This window comes from Leptotrichia massiliensis (assembly GCF_900104625.1).
Classification (GTDB): Bacteria; Fusobacteriota; Fusobacteriia; order Fusobacteriales; family Leptotrichiaceae; genus Leptotrichia; species Leptotrichia massiliensis.
On the sequence record NZ_FNVZ01000005.1, the window covers coordinates 227,187 to 251,405 of the forward strand.

At 31.3% G+C, this 24,219-nt stretch carries 24 protein-coding genes and 1 pseudogene; 10 read left to right on the forward strand and 15 right to left on the reverse strand.

Annotation, left to right across the window (positions count from 1 at the left end; all coding sequences use genetic code 11):
* Positions 1-153: 153 nt before the first annotated feature.
* From BQ5344_RS05090 to BQ5344_RS12395, 4 genes are all read right to left on the reverse strand, one after another.
* Complete coding sequence (locus BQ5344_RS05090; RefSeq protein WP_071124425.1) at positions 154-948, reverse strand: hypothetical protein; 795 nt, start codon at positions 946-948, stop codon at positions 154-156.
* A 13-nt stretch (positions 949-961) separates the two neighbouring features.
* Positions 962-1,432 (reverse strand): Panacea domain-containing protein, encoded by a 471-nt coding sequence (locus tag BQ5344_RS05095; RefSeq protein ID WP_071124426.1) that lies wholly within the window; start codon positions 1,430-1,432, stop codon positions 962-964.
* Positions 1,433-1,570: 138 nt separating this feature from the next.
* The gene (locus BQ5344_RS12390) at positions 1,571-2,074 is read right to left on the reverse strand and encodes an IS30 family transposase (RefSeq protein WP_328586187.1); all 504 of its coding nucleotides are present in this window, start codon (positions 2,072-2,074) and stop codon (positions 1,571-1,573) included.
* Positions 2,075-2,187: 113 nt separating this feature from the next.
* On the reverse strand, positions 2,188-2,493 hold the full coding sequence (locus BQ5344_RS12395) for a hypothetical protein (protein WP_235846114.1): 306 nt from the start codon (positions 2,491-2,493) through the stop codon (positions 2,188-2,190).
* A 257-nt stretch (positions 2,494-2,750) separates the two neighbouring features.
* Between BQ5344_RS12395 and BQ5344_RS12030 the strand changes: the two genes are divergently transcribed.
* Positions 2,751-3,815: an IS91 family transposase gene (locus tag BQ5344_RS12030; protein WP_456319370.1), complete on the forward strand. Its 1,065-nt coding sequence runs from the start codon at positions 2,751-2,753 to the stop codon at positions 3,813-3,815.
* A 202-nt stretch (positions 3,816-4,017) separates the two neighbouring features.
* On the opposite strand, the gene BQ5344_RS05110 is transcribed toward BQ5344_RS12030, so the two are convergent.
* The 11 genes and pseudogenes from BQ5344_RS05110 to BQ5344_RS12410 all read right to left on the reverse strand — a co-directional run bounded on the left by BQ5344_RS05110 (position 4,018) and on the right by BQ5344_RS12410 (position 14,923).
* Positions 4,018-4,602, reverse strand: a complete 585-nt coding sequence (locus BQ5344_RS05110; RefSeq protein ID WP_071124428.1) for a restriction endonuclease subunit S — start codon at positions 4,600-4,602, stop codon at positions 4,018-4,020.
* Positions 4,592-7,738, reverse strand: a complete 3,147-nt coding sequence (locus BQ5344_RS05115; RefSeq protein WP_071124429.1) for a type I restriction endonuclease subunit R — start codon at positions 7,736-7,738, stop codon at positions 4,592-4,594. The genes BQ5344_RS05110 and BQ5344_RS05115 overlap by 11 nt, the downstream gene beginning before the upstream one ends.
* 81 nt (positions 7,739-7,819) lie before the next feature.
* Positions 7,820-8,320: pseudogene (locus BQ5344_RS05120) on the reverse strand (restriction endonuclease subunit S); the annotation flags it as partial.
* Positions 8,321-8,341: 21 nt separating this feature from the next.
* Positions 8,342-8,815: an NADAR family protein gene (locus BQ5344_RS05125; RefSeq protein WP_071124431.1), complete on the reverse strand. Its 474-nt coding sequence runs from the start codon at positions 8,813-8,815 to the stop codon at positions 8,342-8,344.
* On the reverse strand, positions 8,812-9,231 hold the full coding sequence (locus BQ5344_RS05130) for a hypothetical protein (RefSeq protein ID WP_205407995.1): 420 nt from the start codon (positions 9,229-9,231) through the stop codon (positions 8,812-8,814). The genes BQ5344_RS05125 and BQ5344_RS05130 overlap by 4 nt, the downstream gene beginning before the upstream one ends.
* Before the next feature lie 5 nt (positions 9,232-9,236).
* Complete coding sequence (locus BQ5344_RS05135; protein ID WP_071124433.1) at positions 9,237-9,890, reverse strand: DUF3990 domain-containing protein; 654 nt, start codon at positions 9,888-9,890, stop codon at positions 9,237-9,239.
* Between the two features lie 14 nt (positions 9,891-9,904).
* The gene (locus BQ5344_RS05140; RefSeq protein WP_083378205.1) at positions 9,905-11,122 is read right to left on the reverse strand and encodes a restriction endonuclease subunit S; all 1,218 of its coding nucleotides are present in this window, start codon (positions 11,120-11,122) and stop codon (positions 9,905-9,907) included.
* The gene (locus tag BQ5344_RS05145; protein WP_071124435.1) at positions 11,052-13,601 is read right to left on the reverse strand and encodes a type I restriction-modification system subunit M; all 2,550 of its coding nucleotides are present in this window, start codon (positions 13,599-13,601) and stop codon (positions 11,052-11,054) included. The genes BQ5344_RS05140 and BQ5344_RS05145 overlap by 71 nt, the downstream gene beginning before the upstream one ends.
* Positions 13,602-13,656: 55 nt before the next feature.
* Positions 13,657-13,866 (reverse strand): helix-turn-helix domain-containing protein, encoded by a 210-nt coding sequence (locus BQ5344_RS05150; RefSeq protein ID WP_021767556.1) that lies wholly within the window; start codon positions 13,864-13,866, stop codon positions 13,657-13,659.
* Between the two features lie 134 nt (positions 13,867-14,000).
* The gene (locus tag BQ5344_RS12405) at positions 14,001-14,504 is read right to left on the reverse strand and encodes an IS30 family transposase (RefSeq protein ID WP_328586187.1); all 504 of its coding nucleotides are present in this window, start codon (positions 14,502-14,504) and stop codon (positions 14,001-14,003) included.
* A 113-nt stretch (positions 14,505-14,617) separates the two neighbouring features.
* A complete protein-coding gene (locus BQ5344_RS12410) occupies positions 14,618-14,923 on the reverse strand; it encodes a hypothetical protein (protein WP_235846114.1) in 306 nt (101 codons plus the stop codon).
* Between the two features lie 373 nt (positions 14,924-15,296).
* On the opposite strand from BQ5344_RS12410, the gene BQ5344_RS05160 reads away from it, so the two are divergent.
* The 9 genes from BQ5344_RS05160 to BQ5344_RS05205 all read left to right on the forward strand — a co-directional run bounded on the left by BQ5344_RS05160 (position 15,297) and on the right by BQ5344_RS05205 (position 24,205).
* Complete coding sequence (locus tag BQ5344_RS05160) at positions 15,297-17,462, forward strand: hypothetical protein (protein WP_021768433.1); 2,166 nt, start codon at positions 15,297-15,299, stop codon at positions 17,460-17,462.
* A 41-nt stretch (positions 17,463-17,503) separates the two neighbouring features.
* Complete coding sequence (locus tag BQ5344_RS05165; RefSeq protein WP_021768434.1) at positions 17,504-17,941, forward strand: hypothetical protein; 438 nt, start codon at positions 17,504-17,506, stop codon at positions 17,939-17,941.
* A gap of 67 nt (positions 17,942-18,008) precedes the next feature.
* The gene (locus BQ5344_RS05170; RefSeq protein WP_071124436.1) at positions 18,009-18,791 is read left to right on the forward strand and encodes a hypothetical protein; all 783 of its coding nucleotides are present in this window, start codon (positions 18,009-18,011) and stop codon (positions 18,789-18,791) included.
* 38 nt (positions 18,792-18,829) lie between these two features.
* Positions 18,830-19,723 (forward strand): hypothetical protein, encoded by an 894-nt coding sequence (locus tag BQ5344_RS05175; RefSeq protein WP_071124437.1) that lies wholly within the window; start codon positions 18,830-18,832, stop codon positions 19,721-19,723.
* Between the two features lie 623 nt (positions 19,724-20,346).
* Complete coding sequence (locus BQ5344_RS05185) at positions 20,347-21,165, forward strand: hypothetical protein (RefSeq protein WP_021769113.1); 819 nt, start codon at positions 20,347-20,349, stop codon at positions 21,163-21,165.
* Between the two features lie 428 nt (positions 21,166-21,593).
* Positions 21,594-21,923, forward strand: coding sequence for a hypothetical protein (locus tag BQ5344_RS05190; RefSeq protein ID WP_235846115.1), 330 nt, complete (start codon positions 21,594-21,596; stop codon positions 21,921-21,923).
* 418 nt (positions 21,924-22,341) lie between these two features.
* Positions 22,342-22,800 (forward strand): hypothetical protein, encoded by a 459-nt coding sequence (locus BQ5344_RS12150; protein WP_158663000.1) that lies wholly within the window; start codon positions 22,342-22,344, stop codon positions 22,798-22,800.
* 29 nt (positions 22,801-22,829) lie between these two features.
* Positions 22,830-23,294 (forward strand): DnaJ domain-containing protein, encoded by a 465-nt coding sequence (locus tag BQ5344_RS05200; RefSeq protein WP_071124440.1) that lies wholly within the window; start codon positions 22,830-22,832, stop codon positions 23,292-23,294.
* Between the two features lie 95 nt (positions 23,295-23,389).
* Positions 23,390-24,205: an FHA domain-containing protein gene (locus BQ5344_RS05205; protein ID WP_071124441.1), complete on the forward strand. Its 816-nt coding sequence runs from the start codon at positions 23,390-23,392 to the stop codon at positions 24,203-24,205.
* Positions 24,206-24,219: the final 14 nt, after the last annotated feature.

Genomic DNA, 24,219 nt, shown 5'->3' on the forward strand with positions numbered 1-24,219 from the left:
TTAAAAACAGGATGATAAAAATACCATCCTGTACCATATATTATATTTTGAGTTTACACAAAATTCTGGACACTCTCATAATACATTTAATTTTGAAAAATATACAATATTTAGTTAATAAATACGAGATACTTTTATTACAGTTATATTCTTTTATACAATAATATCGTTGTTGCCTAAGTTGAAATTATTGAAATAATTTTCTCGCTTTTTCTTCATATCATTTAATTTTTGAGACATAAAAATACATGAAAAATCATATAGAGGTTTGTTAACTCCTAGGTTATCATCAAATTCGAATTTTAGAGAAGTATTATAATAATTTTGTAATACTCCATCCTGAGAATAATCTGCTGCAAATAAAAAGGCATATTCACATCCTACAATTTTTTGTACTTCAAAAAACTTAGGAGCAATAAAATACCAAAAAAATACTTCTCCCATGGTTCTTCTATCATGTATACCAAATTTTTTCCAAATATATTTCATATTATCATTAGAGCAAAAATGTACTAACTGCACTCCTGAAAAAGTTTTATGGACTCTAGAGATACGATTATTTTTTTCTTTTTTTATATCGGTTTTTGTTGAAATTAAAACATGGTTGTAAGATTTTATTATTTGTTCAGTTTTTTCAAAGGGAAACGTCTTCTTCTCATTTATAATATTTTGCTGTATAATAAGAAGTTCTTCAACATCAAAATCAAATAATTCACCACATTTTAAAGAAAAAAACATTAATATTTCATCTTCTTTTGTTTTAATAACATAAAAAGCAGTTGTATTATTTTTATCTTCATTTAATCCATTTTCTTTGAAATATTTAACAATGAGGGTTCCTTTTTCACTACTAAAATTTTCTATCAAATTAATATTTTTAGGATTATCAGTAAGCCGTTCACAAATAAGATTACCAAATAATTTTTTTTGATCTTCTGTAATTTTCATTATTTAATACCTCTTATAAAAATTTAAAATCTTGTAATAATTTTTTTCTAGAAATTATTCTGTTAGCATCTTTTTTTATATCATTAATATCAATTGGACAATTTCCATTTTCTTCATCATCAATACCTTTTCTAGAATTTTTCCAAGAAATTTCACCATGAGATAGTCTACTAAGACTCCATGAATTTTTACAAGAATAGTTTTGAAAAATTTCATTCATTATTGGTAAAATCCTATCTTCGACATCTTTTGGTATTTTTTTTAAAAACTTTCCATTTTTGTAAATTTCTCTAATTTTTTTAAGAACAGGTCCAAATTTCCAACCATAAAATATATCCTCAAAAAGAGCCTCATTTTTTTGAATAAATGATTCTCTTTGAGAAAAATAAAGTAATTTGTGAAGTTTCATTTCATCAATACATTTATTATTTTCTTTTTTATATCTATTATAAATATATGATGCTACGTCTAGTAAATTTTCCATAATTATTCCTCCTACTAAGATATAAAATTTTTACTTATTATATTATTATATCATATTTTACTAATGTTTACTATATTAAATATCATAACAAATTAGGACGGTAAATTGCAATAGTAAATGTCACTTTTTTATGAAATATTATGAAATGTACTGTTTCAGTTCAATATCATACATTTCTTTTGAGCTTTTTCCATTAAAAAGTTTTCTCGGATAATTATTCATCCATTCCTCTATACTCTTTAGTTCTTCTTCCGTTATATCTGTTATATCTGTCCCTTTTGGTATAAACCTTCTTATCAGCTTATTATTATTTTCGTTGCTCCCTCGTTCCCACGAACTGAAGCTGTGTGCATAAAAATATCCTACTCCCAGTCCTTCTATCTCATCAACCTTCATAAATTCACTCCCATTGTCACTCGTAAGTGTCTTTATTGAACCTGGATATTCCTCTATTAATTCCTTTATTCTTCCTTCTGTATGTAATGCTGTCCTGTTTTCCAGCTTCCTTATCAGCTGAAGCCTTGTCTTTCGTTCTGTCAGTACAAGAAGACATGCCAATGTCCCCTTCTTACCTAATACTGTATCCACTTCCCAGTGCCCATGCTCTAAACGTTCCCCTATCCTTTCATCTCTTTCCTCTATGCTCCTCCCCCCTGCTTCCTTATACGTTTCCTTAACTCAACCTTCTTCTTTCTCCTCTTCCTGTAGGGCATGTCATCCTCACTATATTCCAGAACAGTCCGCTATGTATATAGTTATACAGTGTCTTCAGTCCTATGTTTACTTCCTGTCCTTCCCTTTTTGCTTGCTCCAGTGCGGCATACGGGGAATTCTTCCCCCCGTTTCATCGAATCTTCAAGATATTTTACCAGTTTGAGGTTCTTCCCTATCTTAAGTTCTCCTTCTTTCCCCTTCTGTGCCTTGTCATACTTTGACTGGGCAAATTCCGCAGAATATACTTCCCTTGTCGATAAATCTGTATTCAGAAGCTCCACCATGCCCCTTTTGATTTCTCTGTGGAGGGTTCTCACACTTATTCCCAGTTCCTGTGCTATTTTCACTTTTTAAGAAGTGCTTCTATTTTTCCTCTCTCTATTAATTTTAAGTGTTGCCCTTTTCTTCTTTTTGTTGTATACTGTTCCTGAACCATATCTGTTTTCTCCTTTGATTGTTTGTGGTGAATTAATCATACCATAGAAAACTTTTATGGTTCTTATTTTTTTCCATATAGTGACACTTTATTTTACAACTTTTAATCGTGAAAAAACATCTTAAATACATTATACACTCTGTCGATAAGTTCCTCGCCTGCAGGGATATGTCTAAGGGTTTCATTAAATTTAAATGTCCTCTCTGTCCTGTTATCCACAAGTTCCCTCTTACCTGTAAGTCTAAACTTTGTCCTTCATGTGGTTTCAAATATTCCAGTATCTGGTCTCAGAACATTATGAAACATATTCTGAATATTGAACATCGGCATGTGCTCTTTACTATACCTAAAGAATGCAGACAATTTTTCTTCTATGACAGAAACCTCCTCTCAAAGCTTTCTGCCGCCGTTAACGAAATCTTTAAGTTCTGCTTCCATAATATCTCCAGAAAGAAACTGAGAAAAAATAAAATATCAAAATATTCTGAAAAATATTTCACTGACTCTGACATCGTACACTATGGCCTCATTTCAATTATACATACTTTTGGAAGGGATCTTAAATGGAATCCGCATATCCATGCCATTGTTTCTTTGGGTGGATTTACTAAAAATTTTGACTTCAAGAAAATGAGACATTTTAATGTGGATACTATTGCCGGTCAATGGAAATACCATGTCCTCAAAATTATTCAGAATGGAGAATATAATGACAGTAAAATTAAAAAAAAGGCCTTGGACACTGCTGCAAAACTTTACAAAGAAGACAAAAGATTCTTCTTTAATGTCGGTGACGGTGACATCAACAGCACAAAGGGTATTATCAGATATCTTGGAAGATATCTCGCCCGTTCTCCTATTGCTGAATACAAGATTACTGAAATTGATGATGATAAAGTTACTTTCTTTTTCAATGACCTTGCTAACAATAAAAAGAAAACTTTCATTACAATGTCTGCTGAAAAATTTATCTCACAGATTCTCATTCACCTGCCTCCTAAAAACTTTAAAATGGTAAACAGGTACGGTTTCTATTCAAGACATATTTCCGATAAACTTAAAAAGGCTATGGAGCCTTTTAAGAAAAATATTGTCGTATCAAAATATTCATTTTATCAGAGACAGATGTACATAACTTTTGGAATGAATCCCTTTTTCTGTCCTGAATGTAAAATCAGGATGATTGTCTGGGAATTCTATCATTATCTTTTTCCACCCCCATATATATTATAGAGCCAAATAAATTTAGTTTACTTATAAATTAAAAAGATGCTAAACTACAAAAAATTGTTTTTTTAGCATCTTTTTTCTTTTGGGGCTCAACTATTTAATTTGCAACAGCCCCTTCATCAAAATCTGAGATGACCGAACTATATCAAATCAGGAAAAACTACGAGAAATATATGGGGAAAGAAATGGAGAGGTAGCCTCTAATTTAATTACGCTGATGAAGGGTGATAAGGTTGTCAAGACTGCGGAAGTATGAACCAATCTGCTTCTGTTCTTCTATATTTGGAATAGGCATTTCAATATCCATCATCTTGTTTTTGGATATGTTATATCTTGAAATGCCCTGTGCCAAAAATGTTATATTCTTTCTCATTGAGGAAGAACGAAGCATATAAGCAAGATAATAAGGATTAAACTCAACCATTGGTCTATATCCAAAGCAAAAGCTGTTTAAGTAAGTATTTTCAACGTTTCCAAGCCAAACAGAGGACATCCCCACTTCCTCAGGCGTTTCTGATGATGTGGTAAATAGCACATCTCCAAAAAGAACTTTGTTTTGACTATCATCAATTTCAACTGCTTCAGTCATATCCAGAAAACCGACAGCATTAGAAAATATATTCATATAAGTTACAAATTTCCCATTACCGTGTCCGAAATCTTCTTTCGTTTTTTCTGACAATCCTGTATAGGTTGTTCCTACCTCCCCCAACTTACGCAGTTCCCAAGTTATTGAAAAGAAAAGCCAAGATAAAAACTTGGCTCTTGTAATGAATTTCTTATACTTCATTCAATGGTGATTCGATGTCAAATCCTCCACTTAGAATAAATTCACGAAGCAATATATCAGCCTTCATCATAACTTTTGGCGGTATTATTTTTATTCCTTCAATCTTTTCAAAATAATCTTTTGCCTTCTTCTTATCTACAGTCTGCTTCAATTCATCGTATCTACCGAACTCGTTTAAATTGCTTTCAACAAGCTTTAAGCTCATAATAGCTCTTAGCTTATCTTCGTCCACTCCAAGATGGACAGAAACACGGTGAATTTGGTCATTCTTCGCTTTTAATAAATACTCATTGATATAATCCCACAGCGTTTTCCCTGAAGTAATTTCAACATCCCCCCTTTGAATGTCGTGCAGGAATATATTTGCGTATTTCTGTTCCTCTTGTGTTAGCATTGCAAAGGTCTTATGGAGCTCAGTCTCAGCCTTTTCAATATCCTCCATACTTGCTCCATTTCCATTTAATAATTTAATATATTTATCAAACCTGGAGTTCATATAATCTGAATCAATCAAGCCGGTGTCGATTTCTGTAATATATCCGTCCAAATCATACGGTACATCATCATCGCCGAGAGTAGAACCTCCTCCTGTCAATTCTTTATAACGAAGAACTAAAATCAGGTAAGTCTTTTCATCAATTGCCACATCAATGTTTTCTGCCGTTGTGTCGTCTTGATAAGAAGATATATTCCATTTAAATCCCTGAATTTTTGCAGCTTCTAAAAATTCATTAAACTCTTTGAAATCTTTTGCAAATTTTTTACAAGCGTCTATATCTGCCGGCAATCTTTCAAAATTTGAAACTCCTGCACCTTCGAAAATATCAAAAATATTTTTGAAAAGCCGATTCATTTCCTTTAGATTTTCTATAAGATGTTGGGCAAATAACCCGAGTGGTCTATCTCCTGAATAGAGCTTTACGGCAGCGTTTATATTGCTCTCCATTGTATGTGGTCTTCGATAATATCTGATTGTACCAAATGGCTTATCCGGTCCAAACAGCCTATTTGTGCGGGAAAATGCCTGAATGATATTCTCATAACGCAACATCTTATCCATATATAAAGTATTAATCCATTTCGAGTCAAAGCCTGTAAGCATTTGATCAACTACAATCAGCAAATCAATTTGTTTCTCGGGTTCGTTTTCAATTCTTTTATAAGGTTTCTTATGTGCTAAACGGGAAGCAATATCCTTTTTCATTTTATGGAAGGTAGGAATGGTAAAATCCTGCCCGTAAAGCGAGTTATAATCCTCAATAATCTCTACAAGCCCATCCTCTTTAAACTGGACACCTCCATTATTATCAATGCTTGAATCAAATAGTGCTGTGATTTTAAGGTGTGAAAGCTCGCTTTTCATCAAACGATAATAGTTAATCGCTTCCGGTATACTGCTTGTAGCAAATATAGCATGAAATTTACTTCCTCTGCTCAGCGTCAACCAATTATCCGCTATATCCTTTACAACAGTTTTAGTATGTTCTTCTGTTTGATACTGAACATTAGGGATATAATCTTCTATACCCTTAATGTAATTTCCTTTATTATCAAAGTTTCCCACCATTGGTACTTGATTGGCATCCATATACTTATAATATATTTTGCTTTTAGTAGGATCAGAAATTGCTTCCTCTTCAGTTTTTGCTTTGGCTTTTTCAAGTGCTACAACTTTACGAACATCTTTATCTTTAAAGGTTAACACTTTATAGGGATCAAATCCCAGCACATTCTTATCTCTTATTCCATCCGCAATGCTGTACCTATGCAACTCATTGCCAAAAACCGTTGTCGTGGTATTTTTCTTTTTCTGATTCTCATCTTGAATAGGTGTTCCTGTAAAGCCAAAAAACATTGCCTTAGGAAAAGTGTTTTTAATTGTAATGAGCATATCCCCAAATGTTGAACGATGAGCTTCATCAACAATAAACACAATTCGTTTATCGCCTATCATCTCAATATCTCTGGCATTTAGTCCACCTACTTCATCTTTTATATTGCTCATTTTCTGAATAGAGGTAACAATCAATGTATCAGCAGGATCATAGCTTTTAAGTTTGCTTATAAGTACATTCGTATTTTCTGTCGCCTGAACATCCTCATTTTCATCAGCAAATCCCCGATATTCTTTAAGAGATTGCGTCCCAAGTTCAATTCTATCCATTAAAAAAATTACTTTATCTGCATCTTTTGAGCTGGCAATAAGCTGTGCCGATTTGAAGCTCGTCATTGTCTTTCCTGATCCTGTCGTATGCCATACATAGCCTCCGAGCTGACTATTGCCTTCCCATTTTCCCTTAGCAACCTTATCTGAAATAGCACTTGCCGCAAAATACTGATAACTTCGCATTACCTTGAGAACACCATCAGAATCATCGGCAACTGTATAAAATCCGATGAGCTGGTGAGCCATAGGAATAGAAAGAAGTGTTGATGCTACTTTATTCCATTCATTTATTGGCTCGTTATTAAAGTCAGCCCAATGAAAATAATAATCTTGATTGAACTTGCCGTCAGGACCTGGATTTGCAAAATATACTGCTTCTTTCGGTTCCATTGCAACAAAAATCTGGACAAGTGAAAATAGTCCTGTAAAAATACCCTCTCGAGAGTATTTTTCAATTTGATGATAAGCTTGACTTACCGGTATACCACTTCTTTTTAGTTCAATATGAATCACAGGCATACCGTTTATAAGAAGCATCAAATCTCCACGACGATCATTGAGCAGTTTTGACTTGGTAGGAAATTTCGGTTGTTGTACAATCTGGTATCTACTTTGACCTGCTGCAATTTCAAGGCGATCATATATTTTAAGACTAACCTCTTTGCCGAAGTGCAACTTATCATCAGGGTTATCTCTAACGATAGAAACACTTTTACCATTGATAAATCCGTTTAATTTTAATGGTGTTCTGAGTGCTTCAATCTGCTCTAATATTTGTTGCATCTCGCTGTCGGTCAGAGGATAATCATTTAATCTATCAATGTTTCTATTATTTTCAAAAAGAATATTTGCCCAATTCCTAAGCAAATCTTTTTCAGAGTAGTTTTTCAGGACTTCTTTTTCCCAACCCTTCTCGGATAAGATTTTAATTAAAGCCTCTTCAAAATCTGACTCTTTATTAAAAACCATTGTAATTCCTCCTAACTTTCAATATATGTCTTTACATACCGAATTGCTTTTTAAAGGCAATTCTTTTATTATTTCTTTTTTTTACTTACGCTGATGAAGGGTGATAAGGTTGTCGAGTAACTCCATATAATCGCCTATTTTGTGTTGCTCATACTCACTTGGAACAGGTATAACAAGCTCTCTTATTTTATTTAAAGCTATAAACTTTTGAGTTCCACCATCAAGATTTTCGTCCAACTGATGTGCAACACTATTTGATTGTAAACAGTGATATAAGTAATGATAAAACACATCACCGATATCCTTAATTAAAGCAACATTTTTTATTGTAAAATCAGGTGTTTCACGCACTAAAGCAATGTTTCCGATAGTTCCAATCATACCCATTAGAATATCATTTTTATCAACTTTAGAGCGTTTGTTTATTTCCTCATAATCTTTATCAGAAACATACTGTATATCTTCATAATTGATAAATCCATCTTTAACATTTTTGGATGTAATGAATGGATGTCCATCTTCTACATATTGTGGTGAATCGTGAGTTCCATCTCTCACATCAGTAATAGTATCCAACTTACGCTGTTCCCAAGTAAGACTGAATTATAAACATTCCCGCACCATCATAAGTGTATATCCAAGCAAATTTTGCCCTTTCCATTTTGTTTTATCAAGCCTGTTAGGATCTTTCATTGATAATCCCACACCCCAAATTAGGTCTTTTACAGCACATTCTGCTAATATAGCTTCTCCAGTAGATTTAAGTCTATCTTTTAAATCCTTATTCTGTAAGAATTTTGCCAAAAGTCCTTCATAAACGACAATTTGCCTAATGCCATTCCATATATGCTCATCATAATTTTTTACTTGTCTTCCAAGTGCCTTGATTTGGGAGGTATCATCAGTGGAAAGTATATTTTTAGCTACTGCTTCATCGCCAAAGCAAATCGCTTTTTGATACATCATGAATTGTTCCATTGATGAAAAATTTTTCTTCTCTACTGTAAATGGCGATAGATACCAATTACTTAAATAACCATTTTCTTCATTTGGATTGTGAAAACATACAACACTCATCGCACTTCTCCGACCTTTCGCACCGCTAAATCAAGTTCCAAGTCGTGCAGACCGTAGTATGCTTTTTTCAAAAAGTCAAGCGGAACTTTTTTCAGTACTTCTGAGCTTGGAATATTGTAGTACCACTGATAATAAGCATAGAACTCACCAATCCAATCAGGCATAAACCCGTCAATAGACTTACCGGATTTCAAAACATAATTTTCTGTTTCGGTAAAGTAGTCCCACAACTCTTTAGCGCTCATGGTATTTACATAAGCTTTCGCTTCATCAATGCTTTTTCTTGTTTTGCTTTGCATATATGTCTTGATAAAATCTTCGGTGTTCTTATCGGAGAAATTTTGAGCAACGAAGTCAAAGAGTTTTCCCTGATTTTCCACCACATCATTCAAATAATCTTTTGAATATGCTCTCATAATCATCACTCCTTAAAAAGCGTACTGAAAACCTTAGTTACACTATTGGCATCTGAGTCTACAAGTTCTCTCATTTTCTGTCTTGCAGTAATGTCCCGCTGATTATACTTTTCGTTAAATTCAGCATACTGAACCGCCATTAAGCCATCATCTAACTCATGCAGCTTAGAATAAGCAAGCTTGGACTTAATACAATACTGAATACCCAAACCGCCAAAAGAAAGCAGTTCTTCAAGAATATCCATATCAATATTGTCTCTTACAAATTCCTTTGCAATGTAGAAATAAGAGGCATTTGCTCGCCATCCTCTGATAACATCATATTCTTTAGTGTCTACGCCGTATTTTTCTATAAACTTCTTTGCAAGCATACGGTAACGCTTTGAGTCGGCAGCATCCCTATGCTTCATCAGTTCAGCCAGCCAAGCCAAAACGCCTTTATCTTGAAAATCCAAGATTTTAAGTCCGGCAGTATCAAGCTGATACTTATGAACCCATCCGTTTTTCTCATTCGGCCTACAAACTGCCCATTCTTTAGCAAGGTCTATACTTTCGGTCAAGTAAAACCCTTGACCGTAGTCATGCTTTTCTTCGCCCTTGCCGTATGTCGGTACTACGATTTTGTCAGGAGTGCCATGAAATAAGATCAACTTATCCATTTTCGCATTTCCTCCTAAATAAACATCTTTTCAAGCATAGATTTCTTGATATTTTTCAATTTTTCCAGCTTACGCTGATGAAGGGTGATAAGGTTGTCGAGTCTTTTAAAATAATCACCTATCACTTCTTTCTCTTGGTCATCACTTGGAACCGTTAGGCTTAATGCCCTTAATTCGCTCGCCTTCACAAGTGGCTGTCCTGTTCCAAAAGAAAGCCTTTTTAAATCAAACTTCTCTAATAAGTAGTATAGGAAATCTATATGCGAACCCTGTATAAATACAGTATTATCACTTATTTTAACCTTACCAGCATGTCTATATAAATTGCCCGCATTTACTCCAACTCTTGCCGTTAATAAAAAGTCTCCTTCATAATCATAGTGATCGTCAAATCCAATAATAGATGTCGAACCGAGAATTTCATAATTTCCCGAATCCTTAGAAACAAATTTGCTCTTACCTGTATCAATATTTTCTGTTAGCTCCGATAGCTTACACTGTTCCCAAGCTTCAGTAAAACCCTTAAAACGAATTTCCGGTACATTTGAACCATTTTTCGGAAACATTTTTTCAAGCATAGATTTTTTTACACTGGTCAATTTTTCATACTCACGCTGATGAAGGGTGATAAGGTTGTTGATGTTGCGGAAATACTCGCCGATTTTGGTTTGTTCCTTAACTGATGTAGGCAACATAACATCAACTTTTCCAATTTCATCTTTATTAATTTTCATCGGAATTGCTGTTTTTAAGGTTCTATTTGCCAATCCTTTCTTTACATAATCAGATTGAATTGCATTACTCAAAAAGTAAGGATTTGTACTCTTATATTTTAATAACGCAAGGCTGACATAGTATGCTTTTAAGGCATTATCAGCTATTACATTTGTTGTTCCCACATCACCAATTCTTGTCATTAAAATATCATTTTCTTGTGGGTAAACTTTATAATCTCGCTTAAAATCATCTTCAGAAATATATTTTGAAGATTGTAAAGTTGCAATGTTTTCTACTGATAAAAACATTATTCCATTGTCTTGATATTTTGGAGTTTGATGCACACCGTCATATATTCCAACAACATCCCCCAACTTACGCTGTTCCCAAGCTTCTGTAAATCCGGCAAATCTAATGGCTGGTTTTTTTGTATTTTCTGCCATTTTATTCACCTCCAAGAAGCTTTTTGAACTCATAGAGACCTCGCATATCGAACTCACCGGCTTCCAATTCATCAATCATTAAAGAGAGTTCTTTTTCCGTTTCTTCGATTTGACTCTCAATTTCAGCAAATGTAGTTTCATATTTTTTTGCAAGTGCTTCAAGTTTTGCTACCAATTCAGAAACAATTCTGTCAGGAAGCTGCATTAAATTCTTGATAAGTGGATGTATCCATTTTTCCTTAAGTAGCTGCCTTACCTGTTCATCAGATAGACTTTCTATAGTTTCCTTTGTTTTTTCTTCTAATAATGCACTTTCTTTTTTAACTTCCGACTTTAATTCCTTTTCTTCTGTGTTTAATGCTTCTACTTCTTTTAATTTTTCCTTTGTTTCTACTTCAATATCCTTATTTTTTAGTGCTTTCTTAACTTCTGCAAATACAAAGCTATCCTCATTTACATAGTCTGCATCTTTTTCTTCTTCGGTAAGCATATCAAAAAGTTCTTCATACTTGGAAGTAATTTCAGACAGCCTGTTTTCTTTTTTCTGTATCTCCTGTTTTTCATCTAAAAGTAGTGTATTTTGTACAAGGTCAAAAGGAATAATGCGTCCTTTCCAACCCTCCTGTACTTCCTGTTCTAAATTTCCTTTCTTTTTGACTACCATATTAGGGTCAACAACTTTTGTTGATTCAAAACCTTCTGTCTGAATAATTTCTAAGTCTATGGCAATTTTAGTCCAATCATCATCAAGTAATTGATATGCTTCATACTTATCTACAAGAGGAATATCTTTTAATCTTGCAAAAATATCTAAGGATAAAACTTCCTCTGTCTTTGAAATACTGAGTGTATCCATTTTCGCAATCAATTTGTTATACAAATAGTCGTCAAAATTTCCAAAAGCATTTTTGAAACTTTGTTCAAATGCCTGTACACATTCATGTTCCTTAACTGCTTTTTTTATATCTGTAACAACAATCCTTGAGTACTCTCCTGATGTTTTTTCTAAAAGAGCCGTTTTAAGAGTTGGAAATGCTGTCCAATACTCGTTCAAATCATTAATTTCTGAAATAGGCAGCCCTCCAAACATGGAAGCATAAATATCCCAAGACTCTGCCTTTTCGGAAGAATCAACATATCTTGGAATATTAAGATTGTAGTCGTTTCTTCTAATTTCATCACGACTGACAACTCGTGAGAATTTTTCTTTTGTTTCTCTACAATTTACAACATCAACGATTTTCTTAATATCAGATGCTCTTAACTTGTTATTCTTTCCTTCTTTTACAAATCCTCTTGAGGCATCAATAATAAGCACATCGGTATTGTCTCTTTTTTGCTTTAAAACCATTACAATTGTCGGAATTCCTGTGCCGTAAAAGATATTTGCAGGAAGTCCGATGATTGCATCAATTTTATTATTCTCAATTAAATTCTTACGGATTTGACCTTCCTCTCCACCACGGAATAAAACACCATGTGGAAGAACAATATTCATAATACCGTCCGGTTTAATGTGATAGAGGTCATGAAGCAAGAAAGCATAATCCGCCTTTCCCTTTGGAGCAAGTCCATATCCGGCATAACGAGGATCTGTTTCTTTATCTGAAGAATTCCAACTTTGAGAATAAGGAGGATTTGATACAACCGCATCTACATAAAGAGGATTATATGTTTGGGTAGGATCATTTTCATCAAAGTACGGCCAATCATCTTCCAAGGTATCTCCATTTCGAGTGACAATATTGTCTGCTTCAATGCCACGCATAACCAAATTCATACGAGTGAGGTTATAAGTATTTTGTTTTAGCTCTTGAGCATAATATTTTATTTTATTTTTTCCTTCGATATACTTGGATGCACTCTTCCCTATGTTAATAAGAAGTGAGGCTGAACCGCTTGTAGGATCAAAAATCTCAATTTTCTCTCTGTTTTTCAGATGTTCAGCAACAATTTCGGACATAAGAAGGGATACTTCGTGAGGCGTATAGAACTCACCGGCTTTTTTTCCTGCATTAGCTGCAAATTTTTCTATTAAATATTCATAAATAAATCCCAGCACATCATATCCTTGTTTACCGTCCATTGGAATATCTTTGATAAGATAGATAAGATCACTGATGGATTTTGACTGCGAAGCTGCACTATCACCTAATTTACTAAGTCCTGTTTGTAATGTGTCGAAAATACCATCAAATACTTTCTTGTGAGTAGGGTTGATTAGACGACTAAATGCAGACAGAGCATCACGAACATCCTGAACGCTAAAATCTTTGCCTTTAGAAAGCCAAGTTGAAAATAAATTTTCATAAGATATAAAGTATCCTAAATTTTTCTGTATGCTGGTAACCGTCTCTTTATCTTCCTCTTTTAATTCTGGAAGATATTCATCTGTCCAGTCATTGTTTTTTAAATACTTTACTTCCTTTTCAGAAAGGAATTTATAGAATATAAAGCCTAAAATATAGTCCTTATATTCGTTCGCCTCTATTTTGGAACGCATTTTATTTGCAGACTCCCAAATTTTTGTGGCTAACTGTTGCTTATTCATGTAAAAGCCTCCATATATCTTAAATTTTTCTAAAACCTATTTTAAACAAACAGGCTTATTTTTCATCCGGAAGAAAATCAATGATATCCTCAATCTTGCAATCAAGTGCAGCACAAACCTTACCGAGAACTTCAGTTGTTACATTTTCATCTCTACTCATCTTGCTCATTGCATAATGGCTAAGACCTGCCAAAGCTTCCAACTCCTTTTTCTTCATATCTCTATCAAGAAGAATATGCCAAAGTTTTTTATAACTAACAGCCATTTTGCCCTCCCTCTTTCTCTGTTAAAGTGTAAGCACCTATATTATAGCAGTTAAATATGGTTTTGGCAATATAATTACCTTGGGGCTGTTGCAAAGCTAAATTGCAATAGTAAATGTCACTTTTTTATGAAATATTATGAAATGTACTGTTTCAGTTCAATATCATACATTTCTTTTGAGCTTTTTCCATTAAAAAGTTTTCTCGGATAATTATTCATCCATTCCTCTATACTCTTTAGTTCTTCTTCCGTTATATCTGTTATATCTGTCCCTTTTGGTATAAACCTTCTTATCAGCTTATTATTATTTTCGTTGCTCCCTCGTTCCCACGAACTGAAGCTGTGTGCATAAAAATATCCTACTCCCAGTCCTTCTATCTCATCAACCTTCATAAATTCACTCCCATTGTCACTCGTAAGTGTCTTTATTGAACCTGGATATTCCTCTATTAATTCCTTTATTCTTCCTTCTGTATGTAATGCTGTCCTGTTTTCCAGCTTCCTTATCAGCTGAAGCCTTGTCTTTCGTTCTGTCAGTACAAGAAGACATGCCAATGTCCCCTTCTTACCTAATACTGTATCCACTTCCCAGTGCCCATGCTCTAAACGTTCCCCTATCCTTTCATCTCTTTCCTCTATGCTCCTCCCCCCTGCTTCCTTATACGTTTCCTTAACTCAACCTTCTTCTTTCTCCTCTTCCTGTAGGGCATGTCATCCTCACTATATTCCAGAACAGTCCGCTATGTATATAGTTATACAGTGTCTTCAGTCCTATGTTTACTTCCTGTCCTTCCCTTTTTGCTTGCTCCAGTGCGGCATACGGGGAATTCTTCCCCCCGTTTCATCGAATCTTCAAGATATTTTACCAGTTTGAGGTTCTTCCCTATCTTAAGTTCTCCTTCTTTCCCCTTCTGTGCCTTGTCATACTTTGACTGGGCAAATTCCGCAGAATATACTTCCCTTGTCGATAAATCTGTATTCAGAAGCTCCACCATGCCCCTTTTGATTTCTCTGTGGAGGGTTCTCACACTTATTCCCAGTTCCTGTGCTATTTTCACTTTTTAAGAAGTGCTTCTATTTTTCCTCTCTCTATTAATTTTAAGTGTTGCCCTTTTCTTCTTTTTGTTGTATACTGTTCCTGAACCATATCTGTTTTCTCCTTTGATTGTTTGTGGTGAATTAATCATACCATAGAAAACTTTTATGGTTCTTATTTTTTTCCATATAGTGACACTTTATTTTACAACTTTTAATAACAAATTAGGACAAATGTATAAAAAATTATTAAATTTAATTTATATTTTAGAATAGTAATTTATTTAGATTGAATAGAATTTAGTTTTTCTTGACAAAAATATAAAAAATAAGTATAATTTACAAAAGATATGTTTGGTATTTGTAAAAAAATATGTATGAAAGGAATTAGGATAGATGACAACTAAAAATTTTATTAATCAGACAAATAGAACGATCCTATTTGAAGAAGTTAATCCAGAAAAAATGGATTTAATAACTTTGATTGATGATGCACGAGAGATGGATTCACTTGATGATGAAAGAATACTTGAAATTAATAAGCATTTGTTAGTAAGCAGTTTTGATGAATTTTTAGCAAAGTTTGAGCCAAAAGTTTACAGTTATTATAATGCGGAAACTCAAAGTATAAAGTATATTTTGAAAAAGCCTGAAGGAATACCAGAAGAACTAATAACTGAAATCAAAATTGATAATGGTAATACATTTTTCAAAATGTTAAATACTCTTATTGAAGCTAGAAAATCACAAGGAAATAGAAACGTAGACTTTAAATTTGAAAATATTTTAGAGTTAATATCTCCAAAAAAAGTAATTGAAGATATAAAACAGACAAGAAAAGAAATTGCATATGTATATAATAAATACGAGGAACTTGATGATGAAAATCCTAAAAAATTGGAATTAGGAGATAAACTTAATGAAAAGTTTGAAGAGGCTTCAAAAAATTATAGTAATGTTTTAGGAATGCTTCCACTAGCTATTGAAGATATAAAAACAAGACTTCTTATTGGACATGATGAAAATAATGCAAAATCTGAAAAGATTAAATTGGGAATGCTTCAAGTTGGAGATAAGGGAGAACTTGAAGTTATAGAATACAAACAGGAAGAATCAAGAGCATTAACTTTAGTAGAGGAAAAACATACGACAGAATTAGTTGAAGCATTTAGAGATGATTATGAAAGTATTTCAGAAGAACCGAACCAATATATAAGTGATTTAGTTGTAAGAACATTTGTTCCTTTAGCAAAAGGAATTGTCGAAATTGATCCAGTGCAGGAAGTTGAAAATTATAATAATTACTTAGCCTTTTATAAATCAGCTCAGGAAGATTTTGTAAAAATTGCAAAACCACTGATAGAAAAATTGTTAGGTATAAAAATGTTCTTTGAACAGTATGATACTAAAGTATCGCTAATGAAACCAACATTATTAATAACAAATATAAAACCTGAAATGATTGTTAAAGCTGGAAACAAAGAAAGATTGCAGGCATTCTTAAATACAGTCAATGCAAAAAATGATTTTGACAATACAATTTGGTTTGGAATATATCCAAATGTGGATTTAGATGTGGAAAAAGGTAAAAAGAAAGTAAGAGAAAGATTTAAAGGAACTAAGGCTGAAGAGAAAATTGAAAAGAATACAATAGAAAGTTTAACAAACCTGATGACAGTTTTAGGTAAATATAAAATACAAGTATTTTTTAATTTTGAAGGAACTTATGAAACATCATTTGATAATTTGGCAACTATGGGTGTTGATAAATACATAGAAAAAACTAAAACTCTTGAGGATCAACCTTATTCAGAATATCTAATACCTTCAATTCCCAATTTTACAATAATACCAAAAGACAAATCTGGTGTAGTGCTAGACTTTAAAATGAAGTATCAAGAAGAAGTTGGTGCTGAATTATCAAAAGACAAAGAAGATTTGTTGAAATTTTGGATAGAGGGAGTATATGTTGATTCTTCTTATGTTGCGGCGGGAATAACAGCAGCCAGTCAATGTCCTAATTTCTTAAAAGATAGATTCAAAAATGTATCACCAGTATATCCAGGAGTGAGATTTGATATAGAAGCTGAAGATAATTCATATAAAGCAAGAACTACTATGTCAAAAGAAATTTCAGGATTTACAAATACAATAAAAGATAGAATCAATCAGTTTAATTATGGATTCATATTTTCATCTGATTCTGCACATATGCAAAAGGAAAAAATAAAAAATATTGTTGTTTATAAGGCGAGAACATTAGCAAGAAATCCAGAAGGAACTTATGAATCATTGTATAAAACTTTAACAACAACATTCATTGAAAGAACTTTAAGATTTGTTACAACTGACTTTAAAGAAGATAAATTAAATATGTTCTTTAGTACAAATCCAGAAAGTCAAAAATCAATATGGACAAAAGACTTAAAATTTGTAAATGGAATAATGCAAAAAGGTGATGACATTACACATACAATTGATGAAGAAAATGGGATATGTCAGTTAAATATAACATTTGCAGGAAATGTTAAGAATTTACAAGTTGAAATTAACAAAAACTAATTATGTTTAGTAACAAAAATTATATATAAAGGAGGACTTTTATGGGATTTAGATTGAATGTAAAAGGACAAGGAGAAGAAATTTTATTAGAAAAGGAAAGCATCTTGGATGTTAAATTTCTTTCAGAATCACCTGATGATTCAAACGCAAGAGCAACTGATTTGGGAATTATCATTGAAATTAAAGGGAAAATTTTGGCAGCTGCAAATGGAGATGCTGAAGATGATACAAGAAAGGTTGCTCAATGGTCATTAGTACCTGCTGAATCAAGCGATGCATACAGAACTGTATCATTAGAGGTAATATCCGCAGGACAAATGGTAAGAAAAATTGATATGACAAATGCATTTGTTGTTGATTACGAAGAGGCCTATGGAAATCAGGCAGGGACTGGAACATTCTCATTGAAAATCAAACAGAAAAAAGAGAAAGTTAAGGAAGTTGCAATTGAAGGTGGATATGCTGCTCAGGAAGCATAATGTAACACAAGGAGGTAGACAATCCCGTCTATCTCTTTTATTTTTATAGGAGGAAATTACAAAAATAATGTTTATAAATAAATATCCAGTTTTTAAAAAAGGGAATGTGCTGGAAAAGGAAGATTTAGATTTATTAAGGGATAACCCGCTTGAAGTATTGAGCTTGATGTATTCTGATAAAAGTAATGGGATAATAAAAGGATTTGATTTGATACCGAATTATGGTGAAAGAATAGTGATAATTACAAAAGGAATGGCGAAGTGTAATGGGGAACTTTTTTGGATGAAGGAAGATTATATATTTAATATGCCAAAACAAGAGGAACGTTATATATTAAAACTTAAATTAGTGTCAGATATAGAAGAAAGAAAATATTATGTAAGGGAAGGACGTTTTGTGCTGGAACTTGGCGAAAATATTAATGAAGATGAAATTGAGATAACAAGGTTTATTACAAGAGAAGGGGCTGAATTGAGAAATGATTATCAAAATTTCAGAGATTTGAGAAGAGATTTTAATTTGATGGAAATTATAAATACAAAATACTCTTCAGCACATAAATGGGGAACTTTTCATCCACATGTATTAAAACTATGGGGAAAGGAAGTTTCAAAAAAAGAAAATCTTGATATTTTTGATATAAATTTCTATGTAACTTGTCTACAACAGGATGTTATAGAACGAGATGTCATAACTTCATATATAAATGCAAAACTTAATTTGACAGATGAAAATTATACAAATGAACAAATGTTTAGACATTTATTGACAATATTAGATAATTTAGGAACAGAAAGAAAAAAAGTTGAGAAAAAACGAATAATACCTAGAAAAATAATAGTAGAATAAAAAAATTTAAATAAAAGAAATAAACAGGAGGAAAATTTATGAAATTTAGAGTAAGTATAGCTGGAGGAAATAACAATACATCAAATAATCCGTTCGGAGGTTTAGGCAACGTTTCGGTTCCAAGTGTTGCAATGAACTTTGTATCAAACGGAGAAAATAAAAATTCAATTTCAAATGCAATGGGAGGACTGACACAGCAAGGCGGAGTAATTCTTTCAAGTGATGAAATATTGGAAGTATCTTACAGCACAAACCCAATATATGGTGAAACGATGAGTGCTTCTCAAAGCCAAGTAACATTAAGAATTGTAGGAAGACTACTTCCCACAGCTTCGGAAAACAATAGTCCTGAAGATGAAGGTGAAGGGATAGTTAGCGGAATAATGGGAACACTTGGTATGGGAACATTATTTAACCAATATAAAAGTGTAAAACACTTATTTGACAAAGATAATGAAGCAGGAGAAGAACTTCCAGAAGCCTCATTAAGCAGTAACCTCTTATCATCAAGCGGAATTACTGAATCAGTCGCAAAAAAAACAAAAGAAAGTAGTAAAAACAAACTTGTTTCTCAAGTTTTAGGAGTAAGCTCAGCACTTCCAATGACAAATTCATTTACAAATGGAATAGGAAATAGCTTGAAAGGAATGTTTGGAGGACTTGGAAATTTTGGAGAAAGCAATTTATATGATCAAAATAAGCAGAATGTGAAAGAATTATCATTGTGGGCGATGACTTACGGAGATGAAAAATCAACTAGGGATGTAATGGTGCAGACAGATTTAGGGGGAGGAAAGACGTTTGAATTGTATTTTCCTAAAATGTATGTTTATAATTTTGAACAAGAATTTAACACTAGAATGGGAGAAGGGCATTTTATTATAGAATTGAAACAAACTGGATTTAATGAGGAAAATATAAAATTAAAGTAGTTACTATTTATCGATTAGAGGAGAAATCTATGGGGAAAAAAATAATAATTTTTGTAATTTTGGGATTTTTCATATCATTAATAATTAAAATTGAATATTTTAGTGTAGTATTAAATTTGATGGCAATAGCTACTATTATGTCACTGAAACATGGAAGAAAAAAAATAAAATTTGATATTGAATTATGGCTATTCCAGATGACAATAATTTTTTATTTATTCAGAGAGTCAGGATTAGGATTATTTACTGAATTAGAAAATTTTTATAATAATTTTAATAAAGTAAAAATTATATTTTCAATATTTTTTATAATAGGAATGGTTTACTCTGCCAAGATAAAAGGAAATATATTATTAAAATTATATTTTTTTATAAGTTTGATAATTATGATTGTTTTTCAAAATATATTTTATATAAAAAAAATTTATAATAAAAATTGGATTGATTCAATTGTTTTTTTAGATATGATATATTCTCCATATTTATTAGATTGTTGGATAGTAGGAATAATAATTTTTAATTTTAGCAAAAAGAATACAAAATATATACAGAGTTATCTTTTACTAATAATACTTATTTTATTAAAAATAAGAATTATATATTTTTAGGAATGAGGTTGTAAAATGGCAAAAAGAACGGATATGGGAAAAAAATTTGTAAAAAGAAGTGGAAAAGGTTTTGATCAAATTAAAGATTTAAAAATTTCAAATGATGCTTTATTAATATTGAAAAAAAATAATAATAGTAAAGAACAGATAGAAAAATTGAAAAAAAAAATAAATATTTTAAGATTGGGTGGTTCTGTTTCTGGAATATGTTTAGATTATTATTTAAGTGCCAAAACTAGGTTAAATTTTGAATTGGGAGGAATGGCAACTCATTTTGAAGAATTTTTTAGGACAAGAACAATTCTTTTTGATATTTCAAAAAGATATTTCGGAACAGCTGCAGAAAAAATGGATTATTTAATATTTTATGGTTATAATCTTTCTTTAATGGGTGATTCAAAAATTAAAGCTGATAAGATGGTAAAGTTTTTTAAAGAAAAAATTCATGAAAAATTTAGAACACTAAAAAAAGAGCAAGCTATAAAAAAAATAAAAGAATTATATCAATATGAAGAAGTGAGTTTTTTAGGATTAACTTATGGATCATTTGATTTTCAAAATAGAGATTTTTTTTATGCTATAGGTGATGGGAATTATTTATTTGGCAATGTGTATGATATTAATCCATTTTTTAGATCTTTTCGTGTTATGTTTGTTTTATTTGATGAATATAACTGGGGAAATAACGACACATATTTTTTTAAAATGAGTAGTGATGTAAATAAGCCCTTTACGGTTGTAGTTGAGACGGCAGCATTTAAAAAATTTGAAAAAGAAGGGCTAGCTAAACCATTTTTAACTTTTTTTGTTGATAGGGAAGTATATTTTTATTAGATTATATAATTTGTTAAATTTAATTTTAAAGAATTTATGAAAAAGAATGGAAAATTTGAAAAATGCTTTGATTTATTGAGCTGTAAAATATCAAGATGGCTTATAAAAAGATGCTAAGTATAAATTAGCAATAGAATAATAGGCGATTGTAAAAGTAATAATATAAAAACTCAATAAATACAGTGTTTTTATCTAAAATATTAAAATTTTATAGCAAAAATACTGGAGAAAAATAGTAAAAATTAGAACTGTAAAAGCATTGTAATTATTAGAAATTTTAGACTTTTACAAATGACTAAATAGAATAACTAAGGGAGAATTTTTATTATGATAAATTATTATAAAATACTAGGTATTTCAGAAGATGCTGACGCAACAGCAAAAGCAAACTTGTTTCTCAAGTTTTAGGAGTAAGCTCAACACTGCCAATGACAAATTCGTTTACAAATGGAATAGGAAACAGCCTGAAAGGAATGTTTGGAGGACTTGGAAATTTCGGAGAAAGTAATTTGTATGATCAGAATAAAGAAAATGTAAAAGAACTGTCAATGTGGGCAATGACTTACGGAGATGAAAAATCAACTAGGGATGTAATGGTGCAGACAGATTTGGGAGGAGGAAAGATATTTGAATTATATTTTCCTAAAATGTATGTGGATAGTTTTAATCAGGATTTCAGTGTTAGAGGTGGAGAAGGGTATTTTATTTTAAAGTTAAAACAAACAGGATTTAATGAGGATGGAATAAATTTAAAATAGGGTGAGAATAATGAAAAAAAACATATACAATACATTGTATATAATTACGTTAATTAGAAATATACAATTGCTTTTCAATAGTTATTCAAATACTTTAACAGGATTTTGGTTACTAATAAATTTAATTTTATCTTTTATATTTTTTATTAAAATTTTTACTAGAAAAGAAAAATTCAATGAATATTTTGTAGTTTTTATATTTGGATTTACTTGCTTTCTAGTAAGTTATTCAAGTTTTAGTGATTGGAATAAAAAATTTAATACATATATTTTAATTATTTTGATAATATTAACTTTATTCGAATTTCTAATTATCGTAAAACCTTTTATAAAAATAAAAGATTTTAGAAAAATATTTTTATTAATATTGAGTTTTTTTTGTGGGAAATTATTTTTATATTTTTTAACAAATTTTTATATGGAACCAAGAAAAATTGTATATAGCACAGATATTATTTATACAAAAAATAATAAGGAATTAAGTGAAATAATAGAAAAAATGCCAATGGTTAATGAAGTAGAAATAATAGAAAAAGATGCAATAAATCCTTATGGTTCTTATTATGAAAATGAAGGAAGTCTAAAAAATTTAGATGAAATTATTAATGTTCAAATTAAAAATTCTATTGATAATGAAAGTATGGATTTATTAGCAAATAGAATAAAAGAATTTGTAAAATTACAAAGTAAAGAAAAAAAATTTGTAAAAATATATTTTACAATTAAAAATGGTTATTATGAAGCATTAAAAATATATGATTTAAAAAATAACGAATTAAAACAAATTTATGTAAGTAAAAATTTACAAGTATCAGAAAGTCTTGGTTTTGTTTTGTTAAATATGTATGTAAAAATATTAAAAGGTAATGAATTTTAATAAATTAAAAAGAGAGTGGAGTTTTTATTATGACAGATTATTATAAAATACTAGGTGTTTCAGAAGATGCTGATGCAAAAGAGATAAAGGCAAAATATAGAAAATTGGCTATGAAGTATCATCCAGACAGGAATCCTGATGATAAGAAGGCTGAAGAAATGTTTAAGGCAATCAGCGAGGCGTATGAAATACTTGGAGATGAGAATAAAAGAAAAGAATACGATGAGAAGAGGAAGAATAAGGGAAATGCTGGAAGTCAAAGATTTGGTGAGAAGAAATCAAGCAGGGCAGAGCAGAACAATGAATCAGCTAAAAGGGGGGCTGAGGCATTTTTCCGTAATTTTTCAGCAAATCCAAATGATATAAAGAACATGTTTGAAAGTGCTTTTGATGTGAATAATATGAGCAGTTCTGATAAGGATAAAATGAGGGAACATAAAAAAAGTATGGAACAAAGTTTTGAAAACTTTTTTAAGCCTAAAAAGGATAAATAAGATAATTAGATTGTAAATAAAAACTTTAAAATAAGATAAATTATAAAATAAAATTAGAATTTAGATTTAATTTTAGAAAGAAAGGAAATAATAAAATGCTTTGGAGAATAAAAAGTTTTTTCAGTAGAATTAGAAGTAGAATTTTTAATGTATTTTCTGGAAGAGGCAGTTTGTATCGAGTTGAAAGTTTAAGAAGAGGTGTGACTTCAACTTCAAAAAAAGAAAAAGAAAATACTTCAATGTCTGTTGATAAGGGAATTAGAAAATATGAAAAAAGGCAGATGGCTGCCAGAGGGGAAAGGCAGTACAATTTTTTTAATTTAAAAAATATAATAATTTTGATTATACTATTTTTTACTTTTGTGTATATTCATATGGCTGGATATTCTGTGAAAAGTCTGTATATTGCAATTTTTATATTTATAGCACTAACATTGTATCTTCTTATAGTAGAAAGATTTAAGGAAAAAGTGGAAGTGCATGATGAGATAAAGGAAATAAAGCATGAGCGTGAAAGAGAGCATCATGTATTTTTGGATAAAGTAAAAGAAATAGAGGAGGTTGAAAAGAATCAAATTGAAAATATAATTTTAAAAAATTCAGATGACTATGATATTAAAGTATGGAAGATTGGAAGAGCATCTTCATTGCTGATAGGGAAAAGAACGCCTAGAAACAAGGTGGATATAGACGTGAGTGAAGGAGTATATTCAAATTTGGTAAGCAGGGCTCATGGAATGTTGAACAGAGTAAATGGAGTTTGGTACTATGAAGATTTAGGTTCACAAAATGGAAGCGGAATAGAAAAGAAAGATGACAGAAGAAAAATAAAATTAAAAAGAAATGTGCCTGTAAAAGTTGAAAGTGGAGATATAATATATTTAGCAACAACAAAAATATTGTTAAAATAATGATTTGTTTAAGG